The 12,889-nt window shown below is 41.7% G+C and carries 10 protein-coding genes; 6 read left to right on the top strand and 4 right to left on the bottom strand.

Annotated features, from left to right (window positions below; all coding sequences use genetic code 11):
- Positions 1-39: 39 nt before the first annotated feature.
- Together ACTB00_RS02460 and ACTB00_RS02455 are read left to right on the top strand one after the other, a co-directional pair.
- Positions 40-1,299: a peptidase U32 family protein gene (locus tag ACTB00_RS02460; RefSeq protein WP_463298363.1), complete on the top strand. Its 1,260-nt coding sequence runs from the start codon at positions 40-42 to the stop codon at positions 1,297-1,299.
- A 113-nt stretch (positions 1,300-1,412) separates the two neighbouring features.
- A complete protein-coding gene (locus ACTB00_RS02455) occupies positions 1,413-4,166 on the top strand; it encodes a DUF3352 domain-containing protein (protein ID WP_463298362.1) in 2,754 nt (917 codons plus the stop codon).
- A gap of 1 nt (position 4,167) precedes the next feature.
- Here the strand turns inward: ACTB00_RS02455 and ACTB00_RS02450 are convergent, their stop codons facing one another.
- The gene (locus ACTB00_RS02450) at positions 4,168-5,148 is read right to left on the bottom strand and encodes a lipoate--protein ligase family protein (protein ID WP_463298361.1); all 981 of its coding nucleotides are present in this window, start codon (positions 5,146-5,148) and stop codon (positions 4,168-4,170) included.
- Positions 5,149-5,163: 15 nt separating this feature from the next.
- A complete protein-coding gene (locus tag ACTB00_RS02445; RefSeq protein WP_463298360.1) occupies positions 5,164-7,569 on the bottom strand; it encodes a TonB-dependent receptor in 2,406 nt (801 codons plus the stop codon).
- Between the two features lie 121 nt (positions 7,570-7,690).
- On the opposite strand from ACTB00_RS02445, the gene dtd reads away from it, so the two are divergent.
- From dtd to deoC, 3 genes are read left to right on the top strand one after another with little or no spacing between them, the layout of a single operon-like run.
- Positions 7,691-8,146, top strand: a complete 456-nt coding sequence (dtd, locus tag ACTB00_RS02440) for a D-aminoacyl-tRNA deacylase (protein ID WP_463298359.1) — start codon at positions 7,691-7,693, stop codon at positions 8,144-8,146.
- A gap of 52 nt (positions 8,147-8,198) precedes the next feature.
- Positions 8,199-8,546 carry a nucleotide pyrophosphohydrolase gene (locus tag ACTB00_RS02435; protein WP_463298358.1) on the top strand — a complete coding sequence of 116 codons (348 nt, stop codon included), beginning with the start codon at positions 8,199-8,201 and terminating at the stop codon, positions 8,544-8,546.
- A gap of 6 nt (positions 8,547-8,552) precedes the next feature.
- The gene (deoC, locus tag ACTB00_RS02430; RefSeq protein ID WP_463298357.1) at positions 8,553-9,383 is read left to right on the top strand and encodes a deoxyribose-phosphate aldolase; all 831 of its coding nucleotides are present in this window, start codon (positions 8,553-8,555) and stop codon (positions 9,381-9,383) included.
- A gap of 14 nt (positions 9,384-9,397) precedes the next feature.
- On the opposite strand, the gene murQ is transcribed toward deoC, so the two are convergent.
- On the bottom strand, positions 9,398-10,213 hold the full coding sequence (murQ, locus tag ACTB00_RS02425; RefSeq protein ID WP_463298356.1) for an N-acetylmuramic acid 6-phosphate etherase: 816 nt from the start codon (positions 10,211-10,213) through the stop codon (positions 9,398-9,400).
- Between the two features lie 11 nt (positions 10,214-10,224).
- Positions 10,225-11,067 (bottom strand): ATPase, encoded by an 843-nt coding sequence (locus ACTB00_RS02420; protein ID WP_463298355.1) that lies wholly within the window; start codon positions 11,065-11,067, stop codon positions 10,225-10,227.
- Positions 11,068-11,303: 236 nt separating this feature from the next.
- On the opposite strand from ACTB00_RS02420, the gene ACTB00_RS02415 reads away from it, so the two are divergent.
- On the top strand, positions 11,304-12,749 hold the full coding sequence (locus tag ACTB00_RS02415) for a sodium:solute symporter (protein WP_463298354.1): 1,446 nt from the start codon (positions 11,304-11,306) through the stop codon (positions 12,747-12,749).
- Positions 12,750-12,889: the final 140 nt, after the last annotated feature.

Here is a 12,889-nt window from a genome sequence, read left to right as displayed (position 1 = left end):
ATTTTTTAGTACTTTTGCCCCAATAATTTGAATGCCGAAATGGAAAGAAAAGATATCGAAATTATGGCTCCGGTTGGTTCTTACGAATCGCTGGCAGCTGCTATTCAAGGAGGAGCAGGATCGGTTTACTTTGGGGTTGAACAACTCAATATGCGGACCCGTTCATCCAACAACTTCACCCTGGATGATTTAAAAAAGATTGCAGAAAAAGCATCAGCCCACGGAGTGAAAACTTACCTCACCGTCAACACCATCATTTTTGATAATGAGCTGGACAAGTTACACGAGGTGATTGATGCCGCAAAAGCAGCCGGTATTTCGGCTATCATTGCCAGTGATATTTCGGCTATCGCCTACGCCCGTAGCATCGGTATAGAAGTTCATATTTCGACTCAGGTAAATATTACCAATATTGAAGCGGTAAAGTTCTACGCCCAATTTGCCGACGTAATGGTTCTGGCCCGTGAAATGAATATGGGTCGCGTTTGGGAAATCAGAAAGCAAATTCAAGAGCAGAATATAACCGGTCCAAAAGGCAAACTAATTCAACTCGAGATGTTTGTGCACGGCGCCTTGTGCATGGCCGTATCGGGCAAGTGCTACCTGAGTTTGCACGAAATGAACTCGTCAGCCAATCGGGGAAGCTGCATGCAAACCTGTCGTCGTTCCTATACGGTTATCGACAACGAAACGAAAGCCGAACTGGATATCGACAACGAATACATCATGTCGCCCAAAGATTTAAAAACCATTCACTTTTTAAATAAAGTGCTTGATTCGGGCATCACAGTCCTTAAAATTGAAGGACGAGCACGTTCTCCCGAGTATGTAAAAACAGTAGTTGAATGCTATCGCGAAGCAGCCGATGCTCATTTTAATGGTGATTTTACCGATGAAAAAATAGCTGTCTGGGACGAACGACTAAAAACAGTTTTCAATCGCGGTTTTTGGGATGGCTACTACCTCGGACAAAGGCTTGGGGAATGGAGTAAAAACTACGGCTCGGTAGCCACAAAACGGAAACTTTACATTGGCAAAGGCATGAACTATTTCGGAAAAATTGGAGTGGCCGAATTTAAGATGGAAACCGGCAAACTTCAGGTAGGTGATAAAATATTGATTACCGGACCGACAACCGGAGTGGTGGAAGCCGAGGTAGACGAAATACGTGTCGACCTGAAACCGGTGGATGAAACCCAAAAAGGAGAACGGTTCTCCATCAAGCTCGATCAAACCATTCGCCGATCTGATAAATTGTACAAAATTGTCAATTCCGACGAGGTGCATCAGCGAAAATAAACAACATCGAGCTGGAAATTAAGAATGCATCGTTAATAAGTCATTCTAAATTCAAGTTCAATTTATTTAGCAGTAGCTTGACTTTCTTCTTATTTTTGATAAAAATTCAACTTATGCGCAAGCTAATACTTCCTCTTGTTCTCGTTTCGATTGTGATTGCCGGAGCTGCCTTCTTTTTCTTTGCCGGACAAACCCAAGGCTACTCCGAGAATTCGGCTTTTCGGGCAATTCCTGTAAAAACCCCCCTCTTCATTGAAGTGCCGGAATTGGAATCACTTCTCGACGAGATCGACAATCAGAATCCACTTGTTAACGAGCTGAAACAAATCAAAGATCTGAATTCTTTTTTTACGGACATTCGGGACTTGAAGGAGCAGCTTAAAGCGCACGAGTTGCTGCGCGATGTCATTGCGGACAAAACCCTTTTAGTCGCCTTCAACCCCGAAGGTAAAAATAACATCGGTTGTCTTTTTGCGACCAGTTTAGACAATCGCAAAGAAAGGTCTGCGTTGATTGATTATTTCAATTCACTCGCAACCAATAATGAAATTGAATTGGGCTCCAGAAAATACGATAACACAGATATTTATCAGTTAAAATCAGGCACCTCCCAGTTCAGCGTTGCATTTAAAGAAGGTATTTTGCTGTTCAGCCGTTATCCGCTTTTTGTTGATGAGGCCATCCGTCAAATCTCAGCTGAAAACTTAACGGGCGACCAACAACTTACCGAACTGCACAAAACTGCCAGCGGAGGTTCGGAGTTCAACATTTACGTGCAGCACAATCATTTTCCAAGCTTTATTTCAAAAGCTATTCCACGCGATTTCCGCAAACAGATAAAGTTGCTGGGCAGTTTGTCCGACTGGACGGAACTGGATGTGAACATCAAAAAGTCAGAATTATTGTTGAACGGATTTAGCTTTTCCAACGATTCAAACAACAACTACTTCAATATTTTCCGCAGGCAAAAAGCGGAGCGGGTTACTATTCCCGAAGTGCTTTCAGCCAACACCAGTTTGTTTCTCAATTTATCCATCGAAAATCTGGAACGATTCAATACCGACTATGAGGAGTACCTGAAAAAGCAGGGATTGTATTACTCTCGGGAAACTGAATTATCAAAAATTCAGCGGTACAGCAAAGTACCTTTTACAAAACTATTTCAGGAGGTTGGAAAAAATGAATTTGCCGTAGCCTTTGGGACTATTACCCAAAACAATCCAACACAAAATCGCTTTTTCATTGCCCAAGTGAAAGGGCAGTCGGTTGCCCGCGAAAAATTATTGCCCATACTTCAAAACTATGCTAAAGCGCAAAAAACAACGCTTGAAGCAATGCGATCCGACTATCAAATTCAAAATGACCGTTCGTTCTCCATCTATCAATTTCCGTTTAAAAAATTGCCTGAATTATTATTTGGCCAAGCTTTTTCAGGTGTCGAAAGTAACTTCATGTGCTTTTACGACAACTATCTGATTTTTGCGGATAACGCAGCGGCACTGAAAAATTACATCCATGACCTGGTGCTTTCTGAAACCTTGGAAAATGATACTCAATTTCAGGGTTTTAATAGTCAGTTAACGAGTAGGTCAAGCATTTATTTCTACCTTAATTTTTCAAAATCATTCTATTTAAGTAACCATTATTTAGATGAAGACATCTCAAAATCAATCGGGGAAAATGAACTTTCCATTCGGAAATTTCAGGCTCTGGGATGGCAAATCTCACCGAGCAACGAACAATTTCTAAATAGTGTTTACCTGAAATTTGATCCGGTTTTGAAAGAAGAGCCGCAAACGGTTTGGCAAAGTAAGTTGGACTCAACGGTTGCGATCAAGCCACAGCTGGTGATCAACCACAACGACAAAGCCAACAAAGAAGTCATCATTCAGGATAACAAGAACAACCTTTACCTGATTAACAAAGAAGGGGTGAGCCTTTGGAAAGTGAAACTCCCCGGTCAAATCATGGGCAAAATTTACCAGATCGACTATTACAAAAACGGGAAACTACAATACCTGTTCAACACCAAGAACCAGCTTCATTTAATTGACCGCGAAGGAAATAATGTTGCTCGCTACCCAATCAATTTGCGAGCCCCGGCAAGCAATGGATTGGCTGTTTTCGACTACGATAATAACCGCAAATATCGTTTTTTCATTGCCTGCGAAAATAAAGAAGTTTATGCCTACGACAACGAAGGCAAAGTGGTTCGTGGCTGGGATTTTAAAGGTACTGACGGGAAAGTGACTTCACCCGTAAAACATTTCCGCGTAGCCGGAAAAGATTACATCGTTTGTGCCGATCAGTATAAAACCTACATTCTTGACCGGAGAGGAAACACACGTGTGAGTACCAAAGCCGGCTTTGAACATTCTGACAATGAATTTTATTTGGTAACCGGCAAGCAGCAAGCGATCGCCTCAACCGATATTAATGGTGTTGTTCATTTACAATATTTTAATGGCCAAGAAGAAACTGTGAAAACAACCAACTTGAGTAAAAACCATTTTTTCGAAGCCGAAGATATAAATGCGGATGGAAAATCTGATTTTATACTCGCTGACGAAAAACAGCTGATTGCATATACTGATGGGGGGAAACAGATTTTTGAGCGAAAGTTTGACAGTCCGATTACCAGCAAGCCCAACAGCTACATGTTTTCAAATAATGACCGAAAAATTGGTGTTGTTTGTGGAACTGAAAACCGGGTATATCTAATCAATTCCGATGGTTCTGTTTATGATGGGTTTCCGCTGCATGGAAACACCGACTTTACGATTGGCTTTTTTAACCACTCAAATCCCTTTTTCAACTTGGTGGTTGGTAACGAAGACAATAGTTTTTACAACTATCAGGTGGAATAATCTAAACCAAAACAGTCAATAGTTTTTCCACCGAAATTGGTCTGATCGCAATCTCAATTTTCTTGAGTCGTTGCGTCAACTCCTGATAATCATGTCGAGCGTCCAGCAGCGCATTTGTTAGTAAAATAGCTTGTTCATTGGATATCTTACCGAGAAGATCAATTGTGTGTATAACACCTTTGGCCACCTCCAGTGTGAACTGGATGGAATTGCCTTCCAGATCATCAACCTGGTTGCTGTATTTGTATTTTGGAGAATAGCCGTAAATCCAGTCCCAGGTTGCATATTTCTCATCCCTCAACTTTCTAATTTTTTCAATATCGTCCTCCGAAAATTGAAAAACCTTCGGTTCCGGATAACTGGTTCGAATCCCCTCAAAAATAAAGTCAGAGAAATCGTTCACACTCATCTCCCGATCCAGGTAATTCGCGATGTTTGTTACCTCGCTTCGGTTCGACTGCACAGCCTTATCCTCGAAACGCGACAGATCGACTTTCAACGCGTTTTTCAACTTACCTAATTCACTATTATACAGCAAAGTTCCGTGATGAAGCACCCGTTTTTTAAAAACATGCTCAGCATTGCCCGATATCTTTTTCCCATCCAGCATCAAGTCGTTGCGGCCAGTGGTATAAGCATCCAAACCCAACTTCTTCAGCACTTTAACAATAGGCTGCGTAAACACCTTGAAGTTAACCTGATCGATCCGTTCAACGGTTTTAATAAAGGTGAAATTCAAATTTCCTGGATCGTGAAATACCGTGCCCCCACCCGATAGTCGGCGGGCGATTTTAATTCCATTTTCGGCCACATAACGATGATTAATTTCGGCGAGCGCATTTTGGTGTTTCCCAACCACAATGGAACTTTCACCTTGCCAAAGCATGAAAACATCTTCGTCGAAATTCTTCAGTAAATATTCTTCGGCCGCCAGATGAAAATATGGATCCAGCCCTTTTTGTTGAATGCAAAGTACAGTCATAGACCACAAAAGTAATTAAAACTCCAGAATGATCCCGATGGTAGGCAGCGTTGTTCCCGAAGTGTTTTCAACCCGATCGAGCACATACCGGGATCCTCCGTCGGTAGTCACATAACTGCCATTTTCATTTTGCTGCCGAACCAAAATGTCCTGATCTTCATTTTGGAAATTGTAGAAATTCTGAATATCGATATAAAATTTGGCTGTAATCTTATCCAAATAGTAAGCTTTATCAATCCGTAAATCCAGTTGATGAAAGGCTTCAAATCGTTTGGTATTCCACTGGTCGGTATTCAAATACGGGCCGTTATTTACATTCCAGGCCTCAACCAAAGCCGACTTTTCCACATCGTAAGGCGTGTACGGTAAACCACCAACAAACCGCCAGCGAGCTCCCACACGCCAATTGCGCTTTAACTTTTTGGTCGAAGTGAGCACCAATAAGTGTCGGCTATCCCAGCTCGAAACAATGTAGTTGTTATTTTTATCCTGAAATTCGCTCCGCACCCAGGTGTACGACAAATTCAGGTTGAATTTATTGGACGACGCAATCCGAGTTTGTAACTCAATACCGTAGGCACGCCCCTCCGAAATTGATCGGACTTCCTCGTTTCCAATCACTCCAAAATCAGCACCCAGGTTAGCTAAGCTTACCGAGTCGTTCACCGAAAACGGGTAGTCGCTGTATTTTTTATAAAACGCCTCGCCCGAAAAAACAACATTTTGCTGTGGTTGAAACTCAATACCAGCGATCAAATGGTCAGCCTGAATATATTTTAAATCGTTCTCCTTATTCACCAATACGCCATTTTCTTTATAACCAAGTGCTGTGTATGGTGGCAGCTGGAAATAGCGACCAGTATTAAAATTCAAACTCCAGTTTGGCGATAGCTGATACGAAGCTGATAGTCGTGGAGAAAGCTGGTCGAAGGGCGACTGCATACTTGAAGAATAGTTGGTGGCATCAAGCCGGATACCCAATGAAAGTGTTAATCTTTCATCCAAAATTTTATTGCTCGCCTGCCCAAACAAACCCCACTTTATGAGGTTCAAGTCGGTATCAAAGTTAACATCCAAAATACCATCCGAATAAAAACGCCTTTGCTGGGTTGAATTCGTGTAAGTCACAAAATCAACATTGGCTCCAAAGTTAATCTTCACATTGCCAACTCGTGTTGAATTCTCAAAGCGCAACTTATTCTCAATTTCTTCGGAAACGTAATCCAGCGTTTTATTGGCCTCCGAGCTGTAATCGTTGTCTAAATATTTCACAGCCGAATTATTCAGGTGGCTGCGGCTAACAACAACGGTCTGAAAACCATTCTCGCGATAATGCTTATAAACGGCTCCCACCGTATAACTCCACTGCTCATTTTCTGGTATTGTCGACAAGATATACCGTTGCTGATCATCAGGATCTTCTATGTCTAGATTTAAGTCGAACTTGTCAATCGCCCCCAGTCCAATAAACGAAATTTCATTCTTCCGATCGAGCTTGGTTTTTACTTTAAATTGAAAATCATTAAAGGTGGGTAAAAAAGGCAACTCAAATAAGCTAAACAGCAACTGCAAATACGAACGCCGGGCTGAAAAAATATAAGTCGTTTTTTCGCCAATTGGCCCATCAAAAGTGCCGGTAACTTCTGAGGCTCCAACTGAAAACTGCGCCCGTAATTTATCGGTATTTCCATCAACCTGATAAAATTCGAAAACTCCGCTTAATGCGTTTCCGCGATCGGCCGGGAAAGCTCCCGAATAATAGTTGACCTCACGCAACAAATCAGCATTTATAATTCCTACCGGCCCCCCGGAAGCCCCCTGAGTGGCAAAGTGATTAATATTGGGCACTTCAACCCCATCCAAAAAAAAACGGCTTTCTGCCGGACCACCACCCCGGATAATAATATCATTGCGGAACGAAGGTGTTGACTGCACACCCGGAAACGACTGGATCACCTTGCTGATGTCGCGGTTGGCTCCGGGGCTGTTTTCTATCTCAGATATCCCAATATTTTTCAACGATAGTGGACTCTCCTCTGTCTTTCGAAAAAGTGAAGCGGAAACAGTCACCTCATTCAACTCGGTATTGCTTTTTTCGAGTGCGATATCTAAATCAACCGGTTTTGAGTTACTCACTTCTACTTCGGGTGAAATCGTATTTTCATACCCAACAAACGACACTTCCAACCGCACGAATCCCGGCTTCAGTCCGGTAATATGATAGGTTCCATCCTCTTTGGAAACTGTGCCAATGGTTGTTCCAGCAACCACCACATTCACGAAAGGGAGTCCCTCATTACTATCGGCATCATAAACACGTCCATGCACCGCGGCGCGCTGCGCGATTGCTCCATTCCCAATCGATAGCAATATTAGTATGAGGATATAGAAAAATTTGTTTCTGGTCGGTTTTTGAATCATTATCTTTGATGTTTCAGTTTTTATTCAGCAAAATCTGTTGAAATGATCGCTGAATTAGTTAAACAAAAATAACGAAAGCTTGTTCGATTGAGCAATGTTTTTAATAAAATAGCGCACGAATATGCGAATTGTAATACAGCGGGTTTCCAAGGCCTCAGTTACTGTTAACCAAGAAATAAAATCGAAAATTGGACACGGATTACTTCTACTATTGGGAATTGAAGATGCCGACACTAGCGAAGACATTAGTTACCTGGTGAAAAAGGTCAGTCAGTTGCGCATTTTTGATGACGAAGATGGTGTGATGAACAAGTCGCTGCTGAATGTAAATGGAGAAGCGCTGGTTGTGAGTCAGTTTACACTGCATGCCAGCACCAAAAAAGGCAATCGACCATCCTACATTCGTGCTTCGAAACCGCCCATTGCCATTCCATTGTACGAGCAATTCGTAGATACACTATCAGCAACTCTTCAGCAAGAAGTGAAAACCGGTGAGTTTGGAGCCGATATGAAAGTAGACTTGCTCAACGATGGTCCGGTAACCATCATCATCGACTCAAAAAACAAGCAATTTTAACAATAAAAAGCAGCTGGCGTTTGTTTCTAATGTATGATCAATGATAACTAACATGAGCACAAAACCCGAAGTCATAAGTTTACCTGTAGCTCAGGAAATGGTTGACCAATGGATAAAAACCATAGGCGTCCGATACTTCAGCGAATTAACCAATATGGCTATTTTAACGGAAGAAGTTGGAGAATTGGCTCGTATTATGGCACGAAAATACGGCGACCAATCGTTTAAAAAGAGTGATGAACAATATGAAATGGCTGATGAAATGGCCGATGTATTGTGGGTTTTAATCTGCCTGGCCAATCAAACCGGGGTTGACCTAAACAAAGCATTCATAAATAACGTAGAAAAGAAAACCAAGCGGGATGAAAACCGCCATCAAAATAATCCGAAACTAAAATAGTCTCCAATGGAAACAATCCACCGAAGCTTAGCAGAGATCAAAGTCGCAGCACAAAACAATTCCAATTCAGACTGGCAAGAGCTGGCATTCTCTTGCATTGACTTAACGACATTAAACTCGACAGACACCGTTAGCCATGTAAAGGCTTTTACTGAGCGGGTGAATGATTTTGAGAACGACTATCCGAGCCTGTCCAATGTGGCTGCTATTTGTGTTTATCCAAACATGGTGCGCACCGTTAAGGAGAACTTAAACGACGACAATGTAAATATAGCCGCTGTGGCCGGTGGGTTTCCCGGATCGATGAGCTTTATTGAAGTAAAAGTGAAGGAGGCCCGAATGGCTGTTGATTACGGTGCTGATGAAATTGATATCGTTCTTCCTCTGTGGGCTTTTATGGATGGCGATGACTTAATTTGTCGTGAAGAGGTAACAACCATCAAACAAGCCATTGGAGACGCACACTTGAAAGTGATATTGGAAACCGGAGCCATTGCCGAACCGGAGCAAATTCGTCATGCGTCGTTTTTAGCCATGGAAGCAGGTGCCGACTTTATAAAAACTTCAACCGGAAAAATTACCCCTGCAGCAACACCTGAAGCTGCCATGGAAATGTGCCTGGCCATCAAAGATTACCATAAGAAAACAGGTAAGAAAATTGGATTTAAACCGGCAGGTGGAATCTCATCTACCGGGGATGCCATCTTATACCTGACTATTGTTAAAGAAATTTTAGGTGAAGAATGGATGACTCCTTCCCTATTTCGCATTGGAGCCAGCCGTTTGGCGAATAATTTATTGAGTGATCTTTTGGATGAAAAGGTGAAGTATTTCTAGCCGGATGTACCGGGCTATTTCCTTTTTTCCACTTCAAACACCTTACTAACAGAGCCATGCAATAGCAATAATCGGCGGGCGGTAGCTTCTTCAAAGCCAAGCTCATCCACAATCATCTGAGTACCGCGGGCAATCAATTTTTGGTTGGTCAACTGCATATTGACCATCTTGTTGCCTTTTACTTTCCCCAGTTTAATCATTAGCGATGTGGTAATCATATTCAAGATCAGTTTTTGAGCTGTACCCGATTTCATTCGCGTGCTGCCCGAAACAAACTCAGGCCCAACAATGGCCTCAATAGCAAGATCCACATGTTTGGCCAATTCGCTCTCCGGATTGTTGACGATACAACCAGTCAGGATACCATTCTCATGAGCCTTTTTCACAGCTCCAATTACATACGGCGTACGTCCCGAAGCAGCAATGCCAACCACCGTATCTAACTTGTTAATATTGTAGGTTTGCAAATCCTGCCACCCCAACGCTGCATTATCCTCCGCTTTTTCTACCGCTTTGCGGATGGCCTGATCACCACCCGCAATCATGCCGATCACCATATCATCGCCTACCCCATAAGTTGGAGGAATCTCCGAAGCATCCAGAATTCCAAGTCGCCCGCTGGTACCTGCACCGATGTAAAATAAGCGGCCACCTTTTTGCATACGCTCGACAACCTGCTCAACCAACCGCTGAATTTGCGGGATGTTTTTCTCCACCGCCGGAAGTATTTTTTGGTCTTCGGCATGAATACTTTCGAGTAACTGGCGAACCGACATTTGTTCCAGGTCGTCGTATAATGATTCTGATTCGGTAATACTGTCTGAACTCATTACTCCTAAATTTAGCTCGTATGAAATTTCTTCAACATCTCGATGGGATCTTTTAGAATCACGGGCTTGTCAAAACCGTATTCTTCTGCCAGCTCGTTAATAAACATTCGAAAGCCCCAAGCTACCGAACCAACAAACCCAATCGGAAATTCAGAATATTCTGGTAATTGAATCACATTGCGTTCGAAAAATTCTCCCATGCTTGTCATCACCAACTGGTGACAATAGTCCTTTTCGATATATTTGGATAAAAATGGAGCAAATTCGGCCAAATATTTGTTCGGTCTTTCCTCTTTATAAACGCGCCTCAAAACTTCAGATTCTGTAAAGTCAAATTCTTGTTCAAACAAGTTTTGAACATCCAGTGGCATGGTATTTTTAAAATAATCGCTTAACAACTTTTTACCAAAAAATGCTCCACTGCATTCGTCACCTAAAATAAAACCAAGAGATGGAACCCGGGCAATTATCCCATTACCATCGTACAAACACGCCCCTGATCCGGTTCCCATAATACAGGTGATTCCTGCATCGTTTCCAAACAAAGCACGGGCAGCTCCAACAAAGTCGCTACTCATTTCAACTGAACTCTCCGGAAATAATTTTTGAAGCGCATCCTGAATCACCTTTCCTCGCTCTTGGTTAATAATTCCAGCTCCATAAAAAAAAATGGCATCGACCTTGTCAGAAACATTTGGCAATAAATCCGTTTTAAGCTCTGAATAAATGTCTTCAGCTGATCGGAAAAATGGATTAATCCCAGTTGTTTGAATGGAAGAAGACTCCTCTTCTTTTTCAGTGATGAGGAGCCAGGAAGTCTTTGTTGATCCGCTATCTGCTATTAATAGAGTCATATAACAAATGTAAGTAATTTTACTGCAGATGCTATCAATCAAACAAAACATGTATGATCGATTTTGATTCTATTCAAATAGCTGCAAATACGAATTAAACACCAAAACTTTTTCCGTCAAAAATGTATCTTAGCGGTGAACATTCAATTTCCAGCTGAAAAAGATAAATCGAATTGGATTTCGTACGTTGGATCTAAAATAAAAGAAACACACGGTAAACAAACAGAGACCAAACCATGAGTACCACTTTGATTTCTATTATCATCCTGTCGTTTTTTGCCCTGCTGATGGCTATTTCATATTTCTCATCGCGCCATGCAACAAACGACACTTTCTTTACCGGAAATCGGTGCTCGCCCTGGTACCTTGTTGCTTTTGGAATGATTGGCTCCACCATTTCCGGTGTTACTTTTATATCTGTGCCGGGAGAAGTTGGGAACAGCGCGTGGACTTATCTCCAGTTTTTAATTGGAAACTTCTTCGGATATTGGCTCATCGCGTTGGTTCTAATTCCGCTTTACTACAAACTAAACCTGGTTTCAATCTACACCTATCTTGATCAGCGTTTTGGTGTCCGCTCATACAAGACCGGAGCTTTCTTTTTCTTATTATCGCAAACAATCGGAGCATCGTTTAGGCTTTATCTTGCAGCGGGGGTTTTGCAAATTGGCTTTCTCGAAGCGCTTGGAATTCCATTCTGGCTCACCGTATTAATGACTTTATTTTTGATTTGGATTTACACCTACAAAGCCGGAATAAAAACAGTGGTCTGGACCGATACACTCCAAACTCTATTTATTTTAGGAGCCGTTGGAATTACAATTTTTATGATTTCAAAGCAACTTGATCTCAGTTCGAAGGAGCTGGTAGATACTGTTGTGCATCACCCATATAGCCGAATATTTGATTGGGACTGGCAATCGAAAACAAATTTCTTTAAGCAGTTTTTTGCCGGACTAGGCATTGTATTGGTAATGAACGGGCTGGATCAAAATATGATGCAAAAGAACCTAACTTGCAAAACACAAAAAGATGCACAAAAAAATGTCTTTTGGTTTAGTTTTGCTTTCATCATTGCTAACATATTTTTCCTCAGTCTGGGTGTAATGCTTTACGCCTTTGCTCAACAAAAAGGCATTGCTATTCCTGATCGTAGCGATGATTTGTTTCCTTTTTTAGCTTTACAGCATTTTGGAACTTTTGCCGGTGCCTTATTCCTTCTTGGCATTTTAGCTGCAGCATACTCAAGCGCCGATTCAGCGCTGACCGCCTTAACCACGTCTTTTTGCATCGACTTTTTAAATATTGATGCCAAAGAACCAAAAAGTAAAAAAACAAGATTCTTTGTTCACATTGGATTTTCGCTGTTAATGTTTGTCGTTATTGTTCTTTTCAGAATCATCAATAACGACAGTGTGGTAACAGCTGTTTTTCGTGTTGCCGGATATACCTATGGTCCATTGCTGGGGCTTTTTGCCTTCGGTATTTTAACTAAACGGAAAGTATACGACCGGCTAGTTCCCGCTATCGGATTAGCTTCTCCGTTAATAACTTATGTCATCAACATCAATTCGGAGGCTTGGTTTGGAGGTTATCAATTTGGATTTGAACTACTCTGGCTCAATGGAGCACTCACATTTCTGGGGATGCTAATTTTTTCAAATTTAAAGAATGAAGAATAGATTTTCAGGATAGCGTTTTATTTGTAGCACTTAAAGAAAATTCTTAAAGCTGAGACTATCCCCATGGCAGAACTGAAAACCACTTCGCCAAAAAGAATTATATTCGTGCAGTTTCTCTTTATCCTGATGAAGATCGATGC

Source organism: Sunxiuqinia sp. (assembly GCF_055140945.1).
This window is presented reverse-complemented; position numbering and strand designations above follow the sequence as displayed.

Excerpts from the sequence above, each read along its gene's own strand:
- ACTB00_RS02460 (WP_463298363.1), top strand. The coding sequence starts at position 40 with ATGGAAAGAAAAGATATCGAAATTATGGCTCCGGTTGGTTCTTACGAA.
- ACTB00_RS02455 (WP_463298362.1), top strand. The coding sequence starts at position 1,413 with ATGCGCAAGCTAATACTTCCTCTTGTTCTCGTTTCGATTGTGATTGCC.
- ACTB00_RS02450 (WP_463298361.1), bottom strand. The coding sequence starts at position 5,148 with ATGACTGTACTTTGCATTCAACAAAAAGGGCTGGATCCATATTTTCAT.
- ACTB00_RS02445 (WP_463298360.1), bottom strand. The coding sequence starts at position 7,569 with ATGATTCAAAAACCGACCAGAAACAAATTTTTCTATATCCTCATACTA.
- dtd (WP_463298359.1), top strand. The coding sequence starts at position 7,691 with ATGCGAATTGTAATACAGCGGGTTTCCAAGGCCTCAGTTACTGTTAAC.
- ACTB00_RS02435 (WP_463298358.1), top strand. The coding sequence starts at position 8,199 with ATGAGCACAAAACCCGAAGTCATAAGTTTACCTGTAGCTCAGGAAATG.
- deoC (WP_463298357.1), top strand. The coding sequence starts at position 8,553 with ATGGAAACAATCCACCGAAGCTTAGCAGAGATCAAAGTCGCAGCACAA.
- murQ (WP_463298356.1), bottom strand. The coding sequence starts at position 10,213 with ATGAGTTCAGACAGTATTACCGAATCAGAATCATTATACGACGACCTG.
- ACTB00_RS02420 (WP_463298355.1), bottom strand. The coding sequence starts at position 11,067 with ATGACTCTATTAATAGCAGATAGCGGATCAACAAAGACTTCCTGGCTC.
- ACTB00_RS02415 (WP_463298354.1), top strand. The coding sequence starts at position 11,304 with ATGAGTACCACTTTGATTTCTATTATCATCCTGTCGTTTTTTGCCCTG.